Source organism: Salipaludibacillus sp. CUR1 (genome assembly GCF_021028955.1).
Lineage (GTDB): Bacteria > Bacillota > Bacilli > Bacillales > Salisediminibacteriaceae > Salipaludibacillus.
In genome coordinates this window covers 64,684-83,425 of the sequence record NZ_JAIWPE010000039.1, presented here as the reverse complement: position 1 = coordinate 83,425, position 18,742 = coordinate 64,684, and the positions used below count along the sequence as shown (strand labels likewise).

Genomic DNA, 18,742 nt, shown 5'->3' with positions numbered 1-18,742 from the left:
GTGTCGAAAGCATATGAATCGGCTGGTGTAAATATCGAAGCAGGCTACGAAGGGGTCCGCCGTATGAAAAAGCATGTGGCATCCACAATGCGTCCGGAAGTCATAGGCGGACTGGGGGGCTTTGGAGGCTTGTTCGATTTATCCTTGCTGAACTTAAAAGAACCGGTGCTCGTTTCAGGAACGGACGGCGTCGGTACGAAGCTGATGATTGCCCAGGAGATAAATAAGCATGACACCATCGGGGTAGATGCAGTGGCTATGTGTGTCAATGACATCATTGTCCAGGGCGCGGCACCGTTATTTTTCCTCGATTATCTGGCACTCGGAAAAAATGATCCGGTTCAGGTGGAGCAGATTGTTTCAGGTGTGGCAGACGGCTGCAGGCAGTCAGGGTGTGCGCTTGTAGGCGGGGAAACGGCGGAAATGCCGGGGCTGTATGACGCCAATGAATATGATGTAGCCGGATTTGTCGTAGGCGCTGCAGAAAAGTCTGAATTATGGGGGCCGGAGCGGACAGCAGAAGGAGATGTGCTGATTGGCCTTCCTGCGAGCGGTGTCCACAGTAACGGCTTTTCATTAGTCAGGAAAATTGTCAATGACGCGGGTCTGTCATGGGCCGATAAAGATGAGCGGGGCCAGTCATTAGGGGAACTGTTCCTTACTCCTACGAGGATTTATGTCAAAGCATTAAAGCCTTTCGTAGGCGGAGAAGCAGTTCGGGCAGCCGCCCACATTACCGGCGGAGGCCTTGTGGAAAATGTGCCGCGTATGCTCGGAGACGGGCTCGGGGCTGATATCAGCCTGGACAGCTGGGATGTCCCTGGTGTTTTCAAATGGCTGAAAGAAAAAGGAAATCTCACTGATGAAGATATGCTCGCGACGTTTAATATGGGGATCGGCCTCGTCATGGCAGTAAAGAAATCAGACGTATCCGGGGTTATGGAAAGACTGAAAGCAGAAGGAGAGAAGCCGGTGACGATCGGGACTGTCGTTCAAGGTGAAGGTGTGCAGTTTAAAGGAGCGTTGAACATATGAAGATAGCAGTCTTTGCGTCAGGGAGCGGAAGTAATTTTCAGGCGATCCTTGACGCATGTACGAAAGGAAGCCTCGATGCCTCTGTGTCACTTCTCGTGTGCGATAAACCTGGGGCATTTGCTGAACAGCGGGCAGCCGCAGCAGGTATTCCGGTCTTCTCATTTTCGCCGAAAAACTTTGATGGGAAAGCGGCGTTTGAAGAAGCGATTTTAAAAGAACTCCGGGCCCGCGGCATTGAGCTTCTGGTACTGGCAGGTTATATGAGGCTGGTGGGAAGGACGCTGCTGAAAGAATATGAAGGGCGTATTATCAACATTCATCCCTCACTTCTTCCGGCATTTCCAGGACTTGATGCCATTGGCCAGGCGTTTGACGCCCGTGTTAAAATTTCCGGGGTCACGATCCATTTTGTGGATGAAGGAATGGATACAGGTCCTATTATTGCCCAGGAACCTGTTAGAATAGAAGAGACGGATACGAAAGAAGATGTGCAGCGGAAGATTCAGAAAGTAGAGCACGCTTTGTATCCAAAAACGATCCAGACTGTGATCGAAGAACGGCAGAGGAGTGTGAGATAAATTGAAGAAACGAGCATTAGTAAGTGTATCAGATAAGCAGGGCATCGTCCCGTTCATTGAAGAACTGGATGCCATGGGGGTTGAAGTGATTTCCACCGGGGGCACAAAACGGGCTCTTGAAGAAGCAGGCATCAGCGTGATCGGCATTGAAGAAGTCACCGGTTTTCCTGAAATGATGGATGGAAGGGTTAAAACTTTGCACCCGGCTATTCATGGAGGCCTTCTTGGCGTGAGGGAGAATGAGGAACATATGTCAGCCCTTAACGAGCAGGGCATCGGCCTGATCGATTTTGTGATCGTTAACTTATACCCGTTCCAGGCAACGGTTGAAAATCCGGATGCCACATTTGATGATGCTATCGAAAATATTGATATCGGCGGACCGTCAATGATCCGTTCAGCCGCTAAAAATCATCAGGACGTTGCTGTCATTGTAGATGCGGAAGATTACCCGGCCGTTCTGCAGGAGCTGAAAGATTTCGATGGTGAACTGACTGTTGAACGGAAACGTAAGCTGGCAGCTAAAGCGTTTCGTCACACAGCTGCTTACGACGCCTTGATAGGAGAGTATCTAACGAAGCATACAGGGGAAGATGCTCCGGAAAAGCTGACTGTTACATACAACCGGAAGCAGATGCTCCGTTACGGAGAAAACCCGCACCAGCTCGCTGCGTTTTACGAACGTCCATTAGGAAATCCGGTCTCTATTTCCCGGGCTGAACAGCTTCACGGGAAAGAGCTTTCCTACAACAATATTAACGATGCGGATGCGGCTCTCGCGGTTATCCGTGATTTTAACGGACCGGCAGTAGCGGCAATTAAACATATGAATCCGTGCGGGGTAGGCATCGGGGAAACGATTTATGATGCGTTTATAAAAGCGTACGAAGCGGATTCCACCTCCATTTTTGGCGGTATTATCGCTTGTAACCGCGAGGTAGACAAAGAGACAGCTTTAAAAATGAAGGAGATTTTCCTTGAAATCATTATCGCGCCGAGTTTTTCTAAAGAGGCTCTGGCTGTCCTTACTGAAAAGAAAAACCTGCGTCTGTTAACCGTGAACCTGTCGTCGAACCAGCCTTCTGAGCAGCGTATTACCACTGTTTCAGGCGGGGCGCTTATGCAGGAAACGGACACGCTCAGCTATGAAGATGTGGAAGTGACTATTCCGACAGACCGCAAGCCTTCCGACCTAGAGCTTGAGCAGATCAAGATGGCCTGGAAAGTAGTCAAACATGTGAAATCGAATGCCATTGTGCTGGCCAAAGATGATATGACAATCGGTGTCGGTGCAGGACAGATGAACCGTGTCGGCGCAGCTAAAATCGCTATTGAACAAGCTGGTGAAAAAGCTGAAGGATCAGTTATGGCTTCAGATGCATTCTTTCCTATGAGCGATACAGTAGAAGCGGCAGGGAAAGCCGGCATTCGCTGTATTATCCAGCCTGGCGGTTCGAAGCGGGATCAGGAATCCATTGATATGGCCAATGAGTACGGTATTGCCATGGTATTCACCGGCGTCCGTCACTTTAAGCATTAAGAGGGGGAAAGCGGTATGGGAATGAAAGTGTTAGTCATAGGCAGCGGCGGCCGGGAACATGCTCTTGCCTGGAAATTTGCCCAGTCTGACAAAGTGTCCGAAGTGCTGGTGGCACCAGGCAGTGATGCGATTGACGATGAACCAGGCTGCCGGTCAGTGGCGGTTCCGGAGAACGACCACAGCGCGCTCATTTCTTTGGCCCAAAAAGAAGGGGTCGGACTGACAATGGTCGGGCCGGAAGCCCCTCTTGTGGCAGGACTGGTGGATGATTTTCAAAAAGCAGGGCTTAAAGTCTTCGGTCCTTCAAAGGCGGCGGCCACTATCGAAGGCAGCAAGCAGTTTGCAAAAGACATTATGAAAAAATACAACATTCCCACCGCGGAATTTGAGACGTTTACAGATCTGGAAGAAGCAAAAGCCTATGTCAGGCGTGTGGGGGCTCCAATCGTAGTCAAAGCAGACGGTCTGGCAGCAGGTAAAGGTGTAGTGGTTGCTGAAACTGCCGATGAGGCGCTAAACGCGCTGGATGAGATGATGGGCGACCGGAAATTCGGTGATGCCGGAGAATCTGTTGTCATTGAAGAATGTCTGCGCGGCGAAGAACTGTCTTATATGGCGTTCGTTCACGGCCGGAAAGTTGTCCCGATGGTGACAGCGCAGGATCATAAGCGGGCATTCGAAGGAGACACCGGACCTAACACCGGAGGGATGGGTGCCTATTCGCCTGTCCCTCACCTGGACGGGGAGTGGCTCAAGAAAGCGGAAGAGACCGTACTGCGCCCAATGGCAGAGGCTATGGCAGATGAGGGTGTGCCATTTACAGGCATCCTTTACGGCGGGCTGATGATTACTGAGAACGGCGCGAAAGTGATTGAATTTAATGCCCGTTTCGGAGATCCGGAAACGCAGGTCATTCTGCCAAGGCTGAAGTCGGATCTGGCCGAGGTTATTGATCGTGTCCTGTCAGGGGAAGAGCCTGAACTGGAGTGGACAGACGAAGCCTGTGTCGGAGTCGTTCTTGCTTCGGAAGGATATCCGGGAAGCTACGAAAAAGGCATACCGTTTGATTTGCCTGATGTTGCTGATCCAGACAAGCAGCGGTGGTTCCATGCCGGCAGTAAAAAGGCTGAGACAGAAAAGCTGACTGGCGGAGGAGTAAGCTCGCAGCAGTGGCAGACAAACGGGGGACGTGTGCTGCTGCTGTCAACCTTGGCCCCTGATTTAACCGGAGCGCTGGAAAGCACGTACGCCTCCTTAAATCGTGGAACGTGGAACGGCCTTTTTTACCGGAAAGACATCGCTCATCAGTTAAAATAGAGAAACCGCAGCCCCACCTTTTTGCAAGGTGGGGTTTTTTGGTGTGGGGAGGTGGCGGCCTGGCTGGTGTTTGAAGTTAATGGGAGTTTTCGGGTAAAGAAAACACAGTGAACTTCCACACGGATGTGGTGACTTCGGCGTTTTCACAGGACGTGAAGGGGTTAGCCGAAGATCCCTTGCGACGATGTTGCACTTATGACTGTGGTGTAAGGCTTTACTGGAGTGAACCGGCCGATAAGCAAAGATTTAAAAGGGGCAAGGCTGGCCGTTTGTAGCGAGATAAGGGAAAAGTCAGCGGAAAAAGTATAACCTGGGAGCTCTTGCACAAGCTATGACCAAATTGTAAGTAAAGGAGAAGATAAGCATGCGAACATTTTGGTTAGCTGCAATGGCTGCAGTATTTCTGGTGGCAGGAACTGCCGCTTTTATACCCGCAGAGGCCGGCGCTGAAGGCTTTAACAGGGACGTGACATTAACAGAGGAGCAGCAGAAGGAAATGGGGGCCCTTCATAGGGAAGCATTTAATAAACAGAAGGACATCGTGAACAAATATGTGGAATTTAACGTTCTTACTAAAGAAAAAGGAGAGCAGATTATTGCTCACTTTGAACGGGCTTATAAAGAACTGGAACAGAACGGTTTCATACCTAACTGGGAGCGCCCGCACCACAGCGAAAAACAGGATAATTAACGTTAAGAGGCTGCAAGTAATTATTAAGGGGGCCGAACAAATCGTTTGTGATATGATTTGTTCGGTTTTTTTGCTTTTGCAGTTAAAGAAGATTGATTTTGGCAAAGATAAAGGCAGTCATTTCAAGGCGGGTGCTTTTCAATCGGTTGAAAATTAAATTAAATGGGTGTAATTGTGCCTCTATCAGCGAAAATGCGGTTCCTATCGGCGAAAATGTGGGTTCAATCAGCGAAAATCCTATTCTATCAGCGGAAAAATGATTCTATCAGCGAAAAACAGAATCAATCGCCGAATTTCCCCCTTCTATCAGTTACTTTGAATAATTCTTATCTGACTCTCTAGTAAAAAACTTCCCCGCATTTTTATCAAAAATCACCTGACTGATTTGCCTATAATACTATATCCCGGCGAAAAAGACTTATCTTCCAAAAATACCTTGTGAAATGTTTAACAAATTAATTGGCAGGGAATAGGAAATTGATGGCCTTATTTTTTGACGAAAGGGGGGGAGTGGCGGGTTGGATTTGGGTCATTGGGAGGCAGTAGTCATTCTGTGGGGCAAGTGATTAAAATACAGGGAGATGATCTTATGTCCGGCTTCTTGGTGTTCATCCTTTTCCTGGCAGTAGTGGCGGTTGTGATGATGTATATCATAAATTCAAGAAAAAAAGATTTGGCAATCGAAGGTCACAGCGAATTTTCCAAAAGAAAATGTGACAAGTGCGAGCATGAAATTCCAGATGGATATATGAAATCCTTATGTCCTCAGTGTAAAACTTTTTTAACAAGATAAAAAAAACTGATAGAACAAAGAGTGAAATGACGTATTGAATTGATGGTTGGACAATTCAATATGTCATTTTTTTTAGCTGGAAAAAGCGGCAAACTCGGAGGGCTTAATGAATTCAAGAGACGGTCGAGGAGATGAGAGAGGAGGAGTAGAAACAGCTGATTTTAACCGTATTACAACACCTTGAAGTAACAGACAGGTTGAGGCGAAGTAAAAAATATACTGACTAACGACCCGATTTCCTTATAAATACAATTATACCAATTGTGTGACATAAGTCTTATTTTGCTAGTTCTATGTTTTATATATATCACAAGTGGAAAGAGGAGGATGGATGAAGATATCCTAATTATCTGACAATTTAACGATTGGAGGATGATAGATTTTGGACAGTGGAAAAGTTGTGAGGTTTATCAGCAAGTTGTAAAACGTGAAGGATTTTTAAAAATTTTTAGTTTATTTTACAGGAGGAATGTTTGGTATGGCACGACGAGATTTATACCCTTCAAGAGTAAGTGAGAAAGCATCAATTTTTGAAAGAAAAGACCCGGTCATCCATAACGAAGAGGCATATGAGCAAGGTCCTTTATCAAAAAGTGAACTGGACTTTTATGAAGACAACGGTTATATTATGCTGGAAAAATTCTTCGATGATACCCAGCTCAATATGATGAAACAAGAGCTTCAATATACAATGGACACCAACCGTGACCGTGACTCTGATGAGGTCATAAAAGAACCAAGCAGTAATGAAATCAGATCGATCTTTGAAGTACACAAAGATGGTGGTTTCTTTGAAAAGCTGTCCCAGAATGAGCGTCTGGTTAACATTTGTGAGCAGATTCTTGGCACTCAGGTTTATATTAACCAGTCCCGTATTAACTTTAAACCAGGTTTTAAAGGAAAAGAGTTCTATTGGCACTCTGATTTTGAAACATGGCACGTGGAAGACGGCATGCCTCGAATGAGAGCATTGAGCTGTTCTATTATCCTGACAGATAACTACGAATATAATGGTCCGCTTATGCTCATACCGGGCTCCCATAAATGGTATGTATCCACTGCAGGTGAAACGCCTGATGAGAACTACAAGTCATCCCTGCAGCAGCAGGAAATAGGCGTGCCGGACAACCAGAGTATGGAATGGCTTGTCAAACAGGCTGGCGGCCGCATTGACCGTGCGACTGGACCTGCGGGATCAGTGCTTCTGTTTGAATCCAACACGATGCACGGGTCAGCAGGAAATATTTCGCCATATCCGCGAAGCAACGTCTTTTTCGTTTATAATTCTATTAAAAACAAATTGGAACAGCCGTTCAGCGGAAAAGAGCCTCGTCCTGAGTTCGTCGCTAACCGCGAGAACGTCAAACCTATTGAACCAGTCAGAAATTTAAGTTACTCAAGCAAATATTAATAGAAGGACTGGACACGCCTGCCTGAGAGCAGGCGTGTTTTTTTAGGGATCGTTCACGGCTTAAGCACTTTTTGGCAGAGAAATCTTAATAATGTAATGCTGCAAACCAGGCAGCTTACATCCGTCTGCAAACATTTCAACGAACTTCATTTCATTTAAAAACCCTCAAAACATATCCGCCGCAGCCGCATTGGTCGATGTACTTTGCTTCAATGGCATCGCCGTATTTATCTTTAATTACAGATAAAAGATAGTCAGCGGGATTGCCAAACACATCAGGGGTAACAAGATTTACATAAAAGCCTTCCGCTGTTTCGTCAATCGCTTCAATCGCGTGTCTGATTACAAGAGCGCGGTCTTTAGCATATTCACCGTGTTCCAGGCTTGCTGACCAGTTTTTAAATTCCATGTCTAACGCCTCCCAGTCTCATTTTCTATAGTCTAAAGGGAGAATAAAAAGCTGTCAGTGATGTAAGTCATAATTTGCTGCTCTATGAAATAGAGGAGAGACTGTTTATGTTTTTACTAAGGCTGAAGTGTTTACAAAAACGGCCATCTGCCGTTACAATAGATGTAACAATATGATAACCGTGTTCGCACTAGGGGTGCTATAACGCTGAGAGACAGGTGAAATTCCTGTTAACCCTTTGAACCCGAACTGGATAATACCAGCGTGGGGAAGTGCAGGTAAGCTGCATGCAGCAGATTTAATTTTTGTATTTTCTTTACTGCGTGGAACTTTACTGCATCTTCCTGATGGAAGATGCTTTTTTTATTTTTCAGTAAATGGGGGGGCTGCCCCCCCATTTACTGGAACCCCTTCTTAGCGAGTCACTGGTAACCATATTGCTATATCACACATTCATAGAGGAGGATTCAGTATGCAAGGTTTAAGTTGTGGAATGAGCAGAATCGTGGGGTGCCGTTTTTCGGTGTATCCTATGACCGATAATTTCGTTGACGTCATTAAAGGAGCGCTGGAAGAGGTGGACACCTCAAAAGTGTGGAGTTATACCGACGATGTGAGTACGTGTATCCGCGGACGAAGTGAGCATGTGTTTGATGTGGCTAAAGCGATTTTTATCCATGCCGCCAAGACGGGCGTCCATGTCGTATTTAACGGAACGTTCTCCATTGGCTGCCCTGGCGATTCAGAAGGAGACACGTACATGTCCGAGGATGATGTCCGCTTAAATGAAGACGGTTCACAAAATGAACAGGTGGAGGCAGCTTCCCAGTTTGCGCTTTACCCGATGAATAATCCTGATTACATGCAGGTAATTGCCGACCAGGTGAGCGTGGCACAGGAACACGGCACGTTCACTAAAGGCGTCCATTACGCCTCCCGTTTGGATGGCGACGCAAACGAAGTATTTAAAACTCTGGAAGAGGCGTTTGTTAATGCTTCAAAAACAGACGAGCGCAGCCACGTGACGATGACAGCGGCTGTTTCTGCTAACAGCCCTTCAACTAAGGATAAATAGGAGGCGGACCTGACATGATGAAACAATGGAAGCTTAAAGAAATTGTTTTAATGTCCATTTTTGGTGTCGTGTTTGCCGTCATCTACCTGCTGTTTTATTTTTTCGGGCAGGGTCTGAGGAACTTCTTAACGCCGTTTGGCCTCGCGCCATTCGGCTATGAAGTAATTTTTGGAATCTGGTTTATTGTTTCAATTATTGCTGCCTACGTAATCCGTAAGCCTGGAGCCGCTTTCTGGTCGGAACTGATCGCAGGGACTGTCCAGGTGCTGATTGGAAGTCCGGCTGGGCCGCGCCTCATTATTTCGGCGGCGATTCAAGGCCTTGGCGCAGAAGTTGTTTTTGCGGCGACACGATATCGTAATTTCTCTCTTTACGTGCTCGTTCTCGCAGGGATGTCTGCTGCCGTCTTCAGTTACGCCTGGGGCTGGTTCCAGTCAGGTCTTGCAGCACTGACACCAGGTCTTATCGCAGCTACATTTGCTGTGCGTGTCCTCAGTGGGGCTCTGCTGGCAGGACTGCTCGGTAAATATATCAGTGATCAGCTTGCCCAGACAGGTGTCCTGCGCGGATATGCGTTAGGAAAGGAGTTGCAGGAGAAACGTGAAAAAGAGGCTTCCTAATCAGATTCCACCCGTTCAAAAACAGCCAGCCCTTATACGGACAGAAAACCTCTCGTTTGATTATGAGAAAAAGCAATCTGAACCGCTCATAAATGATGTCAGTTTTTCGCTGGAAGAAGGCGAAGTGACACTTTTAACAGGCGCGAGCGGGTCAGGCAAAAGCACCATTTCCCTTTGTTTAAACGGCCTTTACCCCGAAGCCGTGGAAGGGTATGCAGAAGGGACGGTTTATTTCCGGGGAGAAGATATCAGCCGTTTCGAAAAAGGTGTGCTGAATCAGAAAATCGGCATTGTGTTTCAGGATCCGGAAAGCCAGTTTTGTATGGTCACCGTCGAAAATGAACTGGCTTTTACGATGGAGAATTTAAAAGTGCCTAGAAAAGACATGGCAGAGCGGATGGATGCTGTTTTGGAAGTTACAGGGCTCACTGAGGTAAAGTACCGGGCAATTCACGAACTTTCAGGCGGCCAAAAGCAAAAGGTCGCTCTTGCCTCAGTACTTTTAATGGAGCCGGAACTGCTTATTCTTGATGAACCTACAGCGAATCTTGACCCCGTTTCGAGCCTTGAATTTATTCAGCTCGTGGCAAAGCTTCAGCAGGAAAGGAAAATGGCTGTATTAGTCATTGAACACCAGCTTGACGACTGGATGGCGTACATCCATCGCGTGCTTGCTCTGAATAAACACGGCAAATTGATTGCAGATGGCCCCCGTGACAAAGTCTTTGCCGAATATAAAGAGACCCTGACGGCGGAAGGCATCCACCTGCCAAAGGTCATGGAGGAGAACACCCAGAAACTGGGGGGTCAGACCCCCCAGTTTCTGGAACCTTCCCTTTCTATTTCAAATTTGTCGTTTAAGCGTAAGGAGAGGACGATTCTTCAAGATCTATCGATGACGCTTCATAAAGGTGAGTTTGTGGCTGTAGCCGGGGAAAACGGGGCAGGAAAGTCGACGCTCCTGCAGCTAATGGCTGGGATTCTCAGCCCCCATAAAGGGACGGTTACGTTTCAGGACGCTCCATTGAAAAAGTGGCGTGAAGAAGAACTGCGTAAGCATATGGGCTTTGTTTTCCAAAACCCGGAGCACCAGTTTATTACCGACACAGTTTATGATGAACTCTCTTTCGGGATGAAACTGAACGGCACACCGGAAGAAGAAATGAAAGAAAAAGTTACTGAACTGCTTGGACACTTTCAGCTTGAAGGGCACCGCTTGAATAATCCATTTTCTCTAAGCGGAGGGCAGAAGCGCCGGCTCAGTGTCGCTACAATGCTGGACGAGACACCGGACGTGCTTTTGTTTGATGAACCCACTTTCGGGCAGGACGCCAAAACAACAGACGAATTAATGTCGATTGTTCTTGATTTGAAAGCGAAAGGGACAACGATTGTGTTTGTCACACATGATATGGATCTCATTGACCAGTATTGTGAAACAGTTTTTGTGCTGGACAAAGGAAATCTCGCTTTCTCCGGTACCCCCGAACAGCTGTGGGATAAGGAAAGCTTGCTGAAACAAGCAAGACTTCGGCTTCCTTACCGCGTACGGCAGCAGAAAGAAGAAGGTGACGTGTATGATCTCGTCCGTTAATCCGGCTGTGAAAATGGTGGCTATCATCATTCCCGGGGTCCTTTTAAGTTTCAGCTTCGATATTTTCACTCCGCTGACGTATTTAATATTTATTGTCGCATTCACTTTTTTGTTCAGTTCCATTCCGGTAAAAAAGTGGCTTCTTGTTTTTACGCCTTTCGTATTTTTAGCGTTGGGCTTTGCATGGATGACCACTCTTTATACAAGCGACAGTTTTTCAGGCGGCCGGGTGCTGTTTGAATTCTGGTGGTTTGAAATAACGACCGGAGGTGTCATGGTAGGAATCAGCCTGGCATTGAGGTCACTTTGTTTCGTTGCCTTATCGCTGATGTTTATTTTAACAACGGACTCGACAAAGTTTATGCTTAGTTTGATGCAGCAGTTCAAGCTGCCGCCAAAACTCACTTACGGCATCCTGGCAGGCTACCGGTTTCTGCCGACGTTTAAGCACGAATTTGAAGTGCTGCGCCAGGCTCACCGGATAAGAGGAGTAGGACGTGCGAAAGGAGTGAAAGGGCGCCTTCGCCAGTTCCGCCGCTATGCAATCCCCCTGATGGCCAATGCGATCCGGAAGGCGGAGCGGGTGGCTATTGCGATGGAATCGAAAGGGTTCACAGGTTCTCATGACAGAACCCATTATCACCACATGTCTGTCGGAAAAAAAGACTGGGTATTTTTCGCAAGCATTGTCGGGACGTTCTTCCTCGTCGTCTTCACCTCCTACCAGCTCGGTTATTTAAATATTTTCGGCCGGCAGTTTTAAAGAGACGCATGGATTGGGACTGCCCCCGAAAGTTAGAGTATTAATCTAAGTTTCGGGGGTAACCACCTTCCATGCGTTTTTTATTAAAAAGGTGTTACCGCCTTCCGTCTCATATAAATAACAACTCTTAAATCCCTATCACAGTCCTGAATTGCCCGATTGCTTTAAAAGCAAAGTACAGGCCGCATCCAACCAGAAACAGGCTGGCTGCCAGACAGATCCCTTTCAAAATGCTTTTTTTTAGTAATCTTTTTCCAAAAAAGACAGAGAGGGAGAGATTAAGGTTCCACAAACCAATACCGATAAATACAGCGCTGTTAATATAAAAAGCATGCAGCGGGTTGTCGTTTTGAAAAGTGGAGCTTAGGACTGATCCGTAAATACCCAACCAGAACAGCAGGTTTAAAGGGTTGAAAGCAGCAATCGATGCGCCCGTAAGATAAGACCCGAGAAGGCTGCTCTTTTCATTTTGCTCTCTCATTTCTTTAAAGGAGGGGTCTGAAAGCTGAGGCTGTGATTGGAGACCCTGGATACCGGTATACGATAAAACACCCGCTCCGAAAACCAGTAATGCAAGCTGCACCTCCTCAAGTGTTAGAAACCCCGATAAACCGTGGTACATAAGAAACATGATGATAAGATCGGCACTCATTCCACCGGCGCCTACAAGGAGAGAAGGCCAAAACCCCTGATTGATCCCTCTGCGGATAATTTCTATATTGATTGGTCCAATGGGTGCTGCAATAGACAGACCAAGTACAATTTGTCTGATTAATAGTAAGATCATCTTTTTACCCCCATAAAGCTTGTCTGTATAGTAGATGATCGTTTTATAAAAATTAGAATAATAGGGGAAAACTTTTCTGCGGTCTAACGCTCCAGATTAACTAATAAAGTATAATGAAGCTAACAGTAAAAAAAAGGAAGGCGTGACAGGAGTGAGTGAGGACTTCAGAAAGAAACTGGAAGCTTATGAAAGAGGAGAACTCTCTGAAAATGAAATGGAAGAAATGAAGAAAGAACTTGAAAAGTTTAAGAGTTACCGGGATCATCTGGATAAAATGGAGAACAAGAAAAAAGAAACGAAAGCTGGCGGCAGCAGAAATAAGAAATGGAAGAAGCACCTGCGAACCGCCTTTATCGCGTTAGCTCTGTTTCTTGTGTTTTCGATTGTGTCCAGCGTCCTGACAGCTGTCTACTACTCCTGGGGAGACCCTTCCAGAGCAGATAACTACCGTAACGTCATCGACCATACGCTGACAGTAACTGATCCATACGGGTATCTCGGTGCCACGAGTACGAATGCCACTCCGTTTTTCGGTTTGAAAACGACAAGGGAGTTAAGCAAACAAGTTGGCCATGACACTATTAAAGCGGGCGATATGGAAGTGAATTTCCGGTTTTCGTTAATGTCTTTCCCTGAACGACATGAGACTGGACATGTATCCCATAATACCCCGGCTCTTGTGCTTCCTGAAGCTGAAGGCTGGGAACTGGCCGAATGGGACAAACTTGAGCAGCTTGCAGATGGGACAGTAGTCTCTGCTTTTGTTTCATTTGCGGAATTCCAGGAGACAGAAGAAGTCTTCCAGCTGTTTGAAGATAAAGAAATTGATATAACCTGGCTGGCTGTTAATACGGGAGTAGAAGCTGAAGACGAGTGGGATGAGGGCATTGTCTTTGACCCGGTCGGTTTTCCCAGTTTTCCAATCTGGCATGAGGGTGACATGATTTTAAATTCCAGAGAAGAAGAAAAGGGGCTGTTTGGCAGCCGGATTGTGTCTGAGAGTTTCTCCTCTCCTGATTACAACGCTGGAGAAGGGGAAGTGCTTCATAAGCAGTTTTTAAAAACATTATATTTTTTACAGGAGCATGAACGAAAAGCAAATAATCTATATTTCGGGGATTTAAAGTTATCAGAGAGGATAAACTTTCTGGAAAACTATGGAGTTTTCCATTATGGAGCTGTCATCACGGGACCGACCAAAGAAATTCTTCAACTTCAGGATGAACCGCTAATTACCCGAATGGAAGTTGATGAGATCAGTTTCTGGAACTGGATGGAGTAGATATGAAGTCTTATTTTTGGAGAAATCTGCCTGAGAGATCGGAAATTAACAAAATAGGAAGTTTATAAAAGATTCATAGTGGTACAGTACCTATGAATCATTTATAACTTCAAAGGAGATGATGGACACCATGGCAGATCGTTACAAAACAGGTGAAAAAGCACCGGAAAACGGTACGTACGAATTTGATGGATTAACAGACGGACGCAAGAAGAGTGATCCATCCGAAGAAGAACAGCAAATCAGCATGGAAAGCGGAGACACTTTCCCGCCACTTCGTTCAAGCAAGGAAGCGGCTTACTGGAAAAAAGTTAATTAAACATGAAAAAAGGTATTGGCTCTTATGCCAATACCTTTTTATGTTTATTCGTATAAGATAGGTGAGCCAGGACCGAGGTCGATACCGAACCACATCCAGACGATAAGCATGATCGTCCAGGCAATTGTAAAGACAATCGTATACGGGAACATAACAGAAATAAGTGTCCCGATCCCCATCTTTTTATCGTACTTCTGAGCGAAGGCGATAATAATAGCGAAATAAGTCATTAACGGTGTAATGATGTTCGTTGTTGAGTCAGCAATACGGTACGCCATCTGAGTCATTTCAGGTGAGTAGCCGAGCTGCATCATAATCGGAACGAATACAGGTGCCATCATAGCCCATTTGGCTGAGGCGCTTCCGATGAACAAGTTAATGAAACCTGCCACAAGAATGAAACCGAGAATCAGAGGAATCCCTGTGAGATTAGCTGCTTCAAGGGCTTCAGCACCGTAAACTCCAATTACGAGACCCATGTTGGTTTCTGAGAAATAAGCTACAAACTGACCGGCTGTAAACGCAAGGACGATAAACATCCCCATCGCAGCCATAGTGTCTGACAGCTGGTTTGCGACATCTTTATCATTGCGGATGTTTTTAGTCGCAAGCCCGTAGAAAAGACCTGGAATAAAGAACAGAATCGCAATAATTGGAACGAGAGAATCCATAAACGGTGACTGGATAATCCCGCCGTCATCTGCCCGCAACGGTCCGTTTTCAGGAATAATTGTTAAAGCGAACAGGATCACCCCGGCCAGTAAAGATACTCCAGCCCAGATCAGACCTTTTTTCTCAATCGGATCCAGACCTTTTAAGTCTTCACGGTAATCTCCTGTATATTCACCAAGGCGAGGTTCAACAATTTTTTCAGTTACCCAGGCACCTACGATGGTTAATATAAACACCGAAACAATAATAAAGTAATAGTTCATGGCGATGTTCATACCCTCTGCATAGGCAGGGTCAATAATCGCCGCAGCTGAGATCGTCAGCTCACCGAGCAGCGGATCAGTTGCAGACAAGAATAAGTTTGCACTGAACCCTGCGGAAACACCAGCAAAGGCAGCGGCCAGCCCGGCTAATGGGTGCCTTCCTAATGCAGCGAAAATAACAGCACCTAACGGCGGCAGAACAACATAACCGGCATCTGACGCCACACTTGACATGATCCCTGCAAAAACAAGTCCCCCAGTAATTAAAACTTTTGGTACGGATAGCACAAATCCTCTCAGGCATGCGCTGATTAATCCAGTTCGTTCAGCCAGCCCGATCCCCAGCATTGTAGCAAGTACAACGCCCAGCGGTGCGAACCCTATGAAGTTATCAACCATACTGGAAAACATGTACTGTATGCCTTCAGCGTTCAGCAGGCTCGTAACTTCAACCATTTCCCCTTCTTCACCAGGATGTTCAACACTAACTCCGGCACCCGCAACGATTCCGGATAAAATAATGACAATCAGCGTCAAAATAGCAAACAGCGTGACCGGGTGCGGCAGTTTGTTTCCGACAAATTCCACCATATCGAGAAAGCGTTGAAAGATCCCTTTACGTTTTGAAGCCAAAAAGAAAAACCCCTTTCAGTCCGATGTAACAAAAAAACTAAAATTCTGACATCTTACATGTTATTTTTCTATTACACCTATCTTTTATTCGACACTAGTATATAAGTTTATAAGTAAAATTTGAACACGTTTTCAAAAAGTGGGAAAAATGCAATATTTCAGTTAAGTGATTATTTTGAGATAATTCCGGATGATCCAGTCAATGACACATTAAGTCTTTTCTAGTAATATCAGGGGATTACAGGAATTTGTCTGGCAAAGGCAGAGCCTAAGACAGGGAAATAGGAGACATGGGGGAGGAAGTATGTAAAATTATGAAAAGAGGCAAAAGAGTGTCATTAGACCGATATGAAACGGCTGGAGCCAGTCTGTCCGGCTCCAGCCGCAGCGTAAGATGCGAAGCATGTAAATGGATAGGGTATTATCTTCAAAAAAAGAAGCACCTCCAAAGCACATTTTGAAGGTGCGTGGCCTGGCTTATTTAATGAAAGAAAACTTCTTGTACCGTTTCATTTTTTCTTTAGAATGGTGTGCGACGCTCTCGCTTCTACTGCTTTCTGCTTCCTGTGCAGCCTCATCCAAAAGACAGCTCCGAAGACAAGGCTCCCGAAGAAGAAGAAAAACAGAAAGAGGGAATCAGTCGCCAGTTCCCACAAGTTCATAGGGCCTCAGTCCTTTCCGTGTTTTCAGGATGGATTAATATTCGAATAGTCATCTTCTTCATGCTCCTGAACTCTTTCCTCGTAAAGAAACACGACAGGGCAGAACCTTGTAATACCTTCAGCCACTTTCATAGCGCCTGCCATAACAGAGATGAGAGGGAAGTTTCTGTAAGGGCGTTTAACGAGCTGGGCCGTCCCCCAGCTCAACAGTATCAGCCCGCCGGTAATTCTGATTAGGGCATTTAATGTTCCAATGTTAGGTTTAAACATGGTAAATCCTCCTTTTAAATTGGCCATTCATTCCTTCAATACATGTGTGAAAGACTAACAGAACTTTTTTAACAAAAATTTAATCTAATCTTTAGCCCTGTAAAGGGGAAATATGTTACCATTATGAAAACGGTTTCTTTATTGGTGTTATTGACATTCGTTACCGAAGGTATTTTTTAATAAACACGCTTGTGAATGAGTCAACATAAAGAAACAATTATCCTGAAGTCTGAATAGGTGATAAAAATGGTAAAAGGATTTTCCCATTACTGGACAAAAAAGCAAATAAGAGAGCAGCAGGCAGTCGTTCAAGGAAAAACTGCACCTACACTGGTCATAAAAAACGCCACCTACCTGAACAGCTTTCGTAAAAGCTGGATGGAAGGGAACATTTGGATCCACGATGACCGTATTGTGTATGCAGGGACCGACATGCCCAAAATGCTGGATAGCACAGAGATTTATGATGCTGAAGGGCAGTATGTGGTACCCGGTTATATTGAGCACCATGCTCATCCGTTTCAGTTATATAATCCCCTCTCACTGGCCAAGTATGCATCTGAAAGAGGGACGACTACTCTTATAAATGACAACATGCCGTTCTTTTTTCATTTGGACAAAAAGAAAGCGCTTACTTTACTTGACGAGATGCAAAAGACACCTGCCACGATGCTGTGGTGGGCACGGTATGACGGTCAGACAGAGCTTCGAAACAGCAATGATGTGTTTGCCTGTTCCAATATGAGAGCATGGCTTGACCATCCTTACGTCGTGCAAGGCGGAGAACTGACCGACTGGCCAGGGGCGCTTAATGGAGACGACCAGATGCTCCATTGGATGCTCGAAACGAAAGATGTCCGTAAACCGATCGAAGGGCATCTGCCGGGAGCCGGGGAGAAAACGATCGCTCAGATGGCCATGATGGGGGTGGATGGAGACCATGAATCGATGTCTGGAGATGATGTCCTTAAAAGGCTGGATGCCGGCATGGTTACCTCTCTCAGATATTCATCGATCCGGCCGGATTTACCTGTTATTCTGCAGGAGCTTCACGAAAAGAATTTCAGGCAGTATGACCGGCTGCTAATGACCACCGACGGCTCCCCGCCCCATTTCATGAAAAATGGGATGATGGACCACCTTATCAGCCTCGCTGTCGAAGAAGGTGTGCCGCTCATTGAAGCGGTCAACATGGTGACCGTGAATGTGGCCACTCATTATCATATGGATGATGTGATCGGCATGATCGCCCCGGGCCGTTTAGCTAACCTGAATTTCCTGGGAAGCAAAGAAAACCCGCTTCCTGAGGACGTACTTGCCAAAGGGGAATGGGTGCGTAAGAATAATCAGCCGTGCTTCCCTGATGTTTCTTTTGAGTGGGAAAATTACGGTTTTTCCGAATTGAATCTTGACTGGGATTTAACAAGACAGGATTTTCATTTTTCCATGCCGCTCGGCCTTGAAATGGTTAATGAAGTGATAATAAAGCCTTACCAGATTTCTCTTGATCTTACCCGGGAAGAGCTTCCGCCTGACACCGATGAGAACTTTATGATGCTCATAGACAGGAAAGGGGAATGGCTTGTTTCAACACTTGTCAAAGGGTTTGCCAAAAATATATACGGGTTTGCAAGTTCTTTTTCAAACACAGGTGATTTAATTCTTATCGGAAAAAGCAAGCAAGGTCTTCTCGATGCGTTTCAGGAATTAAAACGGCGGAAAGGAGGAATTGTGCTCCTTGACCGGGAAGGAGTAACAGCATCAGTCCATCTGCCAATTGGCGGATTATTATCATCGTTGGAAATGGAAGGCGGGCTTGTTGAGGAAGAAGAAAGTCTAAGAACCGCACTGGCTGAAAAAGGGTATACGTTTGGGGACCCGATTTACAGTCTGCTGTTCTTCTCGGCTACACACCTGCCTTTTGTAAGAATTACACAAAAAGGAATTTTTGACGTTAAAAAGAAAAGGGTACTCTTTCCTTCGATTATGCGTTAAACTATAAAAGTGAACAGGTTTTGAGAGGTTGAT

18 protein-coding genes and 1 riboswitch are annotated in these 18,742 nt (G+C 45.9%); of the genes, 13 read left to right on the top strand and 5 right to left on the bottom strand.

The genetic code is table 11. The features are described 5' to 3' along the window. The 6 genes from purM to thpD all read left to right on the top strand — a co-directional run bounded on the left by purM (window position 1) and on the right by thpD (window position 7,365). The gene (gene purM, locus K8O68_RS09115) at window positions 1-1,035 is read left to right on the top strand and encodes a phosphoribosylformylglycinamidine cyclo-ligase (protein ID WP_230896581.1); all 1,035 of its coding nucleotides are present in this window, start codon (window positions 1-3) and stop codon (window positions 1,033-1,035) included. Next, window positions 1,032-1,613 carry a phosphoribosylglycinamide formyltransferase gene (gene purN / locus K8O68_RS09110; RefSeq protein WP_230896580.1) on the top strand — a complete coding sequence of 194 codons (582 nt, stop codon included), beginning with the start codon at window positions 1,032-1,034 and terminating at the stop codon, window positions 1,611-1,613. Before purM ends, purN begins: the two co-directional genes overlap by 4 nt. Before the next feature lies 1 nt (window position 1,614). Beyond that, window positions 1,615-3,153 (top strand): bifunctional phosphoribosylaminoimidazolecarboxamide formyltransferase/IMP cyclohydrolase, encoded by a 1,539-nt coding sequence (gene purH / locus K8O68_RS09105; RefSeq protein ID WP_230896579.1) that lies wholly within the window; start codon window positions 1,615-1,617, stop codon window positions 3,151-3,153. A 21-nt stretch (window positions 3,154-3,174) separates the two neighbouring features. Next, window positions 3,175-4,470 carry a phosphoribosylamine--glycine ligase gene (gene purD, locus K8O68_RS09100; protein WP_230896607.1) on the top strand — a complete coding sequence of 432 codons (1,296 nt, stop codon included), beginning with the start codon at window positions 3,175-3,177 and terminating at the stop codon, window positions 4,468-4,470. A gap of 364 nt (window positions 4,471-4,834) precedes the next feature. Further along, window positions 4,835-5,161 (top strand): YckD family protein, encoded by a 327-nt coding sequence (locus K8O68_RS09095; RefSeq protein WP_230896578.1) that lies wholly within the window; start codon window positions 4,835-4,837, stop codon window positions 5,159-5,161. 1,271 nt (window positions 5,162-6,432) lie between these two features. Continuing rightward, complete coding sequence (thpD, locus tag K8O68_RS09090; protein ID WP_230896577.1) at window positions 6,433-7,365, top strand: ectoine hydroxylase; 933 nt, start codon at window positions 6,433-6,435, stop codon at window positions 7,363-7,365. Between the two features lie 151 nt (window positions 7,366-7,516). Here thpD and K8O68_RS09085 read toward each other — a convergent pair whose 3' ends face one another. Then, window positions 7,517-7,774 carry a CGCGG family putative rSAM-modified RiPP protein gene (locus K8O68_RS09085; protein ID WP_230896576.1) on the bottom strand — a complete coding sequence of 86 codons (258 nt, stop codon included), beginning with the start codon at window positions 7,772-7,774 and terminating at the stop codon, window positions 7,517-7,519. A gap of 182 nt (window positions 7,775-7,956) precedes the next feature. After that, a riboswitch (TPP riboswitch) is annotated at window positions 7,957-8,062 on the top strand. A gap of 184 nt (window positions 8,063-8,246) precedes the next feature. Between K8O68_RS09085 and K8O68_RS09080 the strand changes: the two genes are divergently transcribed. Genes K8O68_RS09080 through K8O68_RS09065 form a run of 4 tightly spaced genes read left to right on the top strand, consistent with a single transcriptional unit; the run spans window position 8,247 to window position 11,826 of the window. Next, window positions 8,247-8,849, top strand: a complete 603-nt coding sequence (locus K8O68_RS09080; RefSeq protein WP_230896575.1) for a Ykof family thiamine-binding protein — start codon at window positions 8,247-8,249, stop codon at window positions 8,847-8,849. Window positions 8,850-8,863: 14 nt separating this feature from the next. Next, window positions 8,864-9,469, top strand: a complete 606-nt coding sequence (locus K8O68_RS09075) for an ECF transporter S component (RefSeq protein ID WP_093050578.1) — start codon at window positions 8,864-8,866, stop codon at window positions 9,467-9,469. Continuing rightward, window positions 9,450-11,063: an ABC transporter ATP-binding protein gene (locus tag K8O68_RS21610; RefSeq protein WP_230896574.1), complete on the top strand. Its 1,614-nt coding sequence runs from the start codon at window positions 9,450-9,452 to the stop codon at window positions 11,061-11,063. The genes K8O68_RS09075 and K8O68_RS21610 overlap by 20 nt, the downstream gene beginning before the upstream one ends. Continuing rightward, window positions 11,047-11,826 (top strand): energy-coupling factor transporter transmembrane component T family protein, encoded by a 780-nt coding sequence (locus tag K8O68_RS09065; RefSeq protein WP_093050575.1) that lies wholly within the window; start codon window positions 11,047-11,049, stop codon window positions 11,824-11,826. The genes K8O68_RS21610 and K8O68_RS09065 overlap by 17 nt, the downstream gene beginning before the upstream one ends. A 127-nt stretch (window positions 11,827-11,953) precedes the next feature. Here K8O68_RS09065 and K8O68_RS09060 read toward each other — a convergent pair whose 3' ends face one another. Beyond that, window positions 11,954-12,613 carry a LysE family translocator gene (locus K8O68_RS09060; RefSeq protein WP_230896573.1) on the bottom strand — a complete coding sequence of 220 codons (660 nt, stop codon included), beginning with the start codon at window positions 12,611-12,613 and terminating at the stop codon, window positions 11,954-11,956. Window positions 12,614-12,764: 151 nt separating this feature from the next. On the opposite strand from K8O68_RS09060, the gene K8O68_RS09055 reads away from it, so the two are divergent. Further along, window positions 12,765-13,895: an anti-sigma factor gene (locus K8O68_RS09055; RefSeq protein WP_230896572.1), complete on the top strand. Its 1,131-nt coding sequence runs from the start codon at window positions 12,765-12,767 to the stop codon at window positions 13,893-13,895. 130 nt (window positions 13,896-14,025) lie between these two features. Continuing rightward, window positions 14,026-14,214 (top strand): YjzC family protein, encoded by a 189-nt coding sequence (locus tag K8O68_RS09050; protein ID WP_093050563.1) that lies wholly within the window; start codon window positions 14,026-14,028, stop codon window positions 14,212-14,214. A 44-nt stretch (window positions 14,215-14,258) separates the two neighbouring features. On the opposite strand, the gene K8O68_RS09045 is transcribed toward K8O68_RS09050, so the two are convergent. From K8O68_RS09045 to K8O68_RS09035, 3 genes are all read right to left on the bottom strand, one after another. Continuing rightward, entirely contained in the window at window positions 14,259-15,782 is a 1,524-nt protein-coding gene (locus tag K8O68_RS09045; protein WP_304619093.1) for an AbgT family transporter, read from the bottom strand. 509 nt (window positions 15,783-16,291) lie between these two features. Continuing rightward, entirely contained in the window at window positions 16,292-16,444 is a 153-nt protein-coding gene (locus tag K8O68_RS09040) for a hypothetical protein (protein ID WP_177174254.1), read from the bottom strand. A 24-nt stretch (window positions 16,445-16,468) separates the two neighbouring features. Then, window positions 16,469-16,714, bottom strand: a complete 246-nt coding sequence (locus K8O68_RS09035; protein WP_230896571.1) for a YgaP family membrane protein — start codon at window positions 16,712-16,714, stop codon at window positions 16,469-16,471. A gap of 246 nt (window positions 16,715-16,960) precedes the next feature. Between K8O68_RS09035 and K8O68_RS09030 the strand changes: the two genes are divergently transcribed. Beyond that, the gene (locus tag K8O68_RS09030) at window positions 16,961-18,709 is read left to right on the top strand and encodes an adenine deaminase C-terminal domain-containing protein (protein WP_230896570.1); all 1,749 of its coding nucleotides are present in this window, start codon (window positions 16,961-16,963) and stop codon (window positions 18,707-18,709) included. Window positions 18,710-18,742: the final 33 nt, after the last annotated feature.

Bases quoted from the DNA above. Each gene is read 5' to 3' on its own strand.
- purN (WP_230896580.1), top strand. From the start codon at position 1,032: ATGAAGATAGCAGTCTTTGCGTCAGGGAGCGGAAGTAATTTTCAGGCG.
- purD (WP_230896607.1), top strand. From the start codon at position 3,175: ATGAAAGTGTTAGTCATAGGCAGCGGCGGCCGGGAACATGCTCTTGCC.
- K8O68_RS09095 (WP_230896578.1), top strand. From the start codon at position 4,835: ATGCGAACATTTTGGTTAGCTGCAATGGCTGCAGTATTTCTGGTGGCA.
- thpD (WP_230896577.1), top strand. From the start codon at position 6,433: ATGGCACGACGAGATTTATACCCTTCAAGAGTAAGTGAGAAAGCATCA.
- K8O68_RS09085 (WP_230896576.1), bottom strand. From the start codon at position 7,774: ATGGAATTTAAAAACTGGTCAGCAAGCCTGGAACACGGTGAATATGCT.
- K8O68_RS09080 (WP_230896575.1), top strand. From the start codon at position 8,247: ATGCAAGGTTTAAGTTGTGGAATGAGCAGAATCGTGGGGTGCCGTTTT.
- K8O68_RS09075 (WP_093050578.1), top strand. From the start codon at position 8,864: ATGATGAAACAATGGAAGCTTAAAGAAATTGTTTTAATGTCCATTTTT.
- K8O68_RS09065 (WP_093050575.1), top strand. From the start codon at position 11,047: ATGATCTCGTCCGTTAATCCGGCTGTGAAAATGGTGGCTATCATCATT.
- K8O68_RS09060 (WP_230896573.1), bottom strand. From the start codon at position 12,613: ATGATCTTACTATTAATCAGACAAATTGTACTTGGTCTGTCTATTGCA.
- K8O68_RS09050 (WP_093050563.1), top strand. From the start codon at position 14,026: ATGGCAGATCGTTACAAAACAGGTGAAAAAGCACCGGAAAACGGTACG.
- K8O68_RS09040 (WP_177174254.1), bottom strand. From the start codon at position 16,444: ATGAACTTGTGGGAACTGGCGACTGATTCCCTCTTTCTGTTTTTCTTC.
- K8O68_RS09035 (WP_230896571.1), bottom strand. From the start codon at position 16,714: ATGTTTAAACCTAACATTGGAACATTAAATGCCCTAATCAGAATTACC.
- K8O68_RS09030 (WP_230896570.1), top strand. From the start codon at position 16,961: ATGGTAAAAGGATTTTCCCATTACTGGACAAAAAAGCAAATAAGAGAG.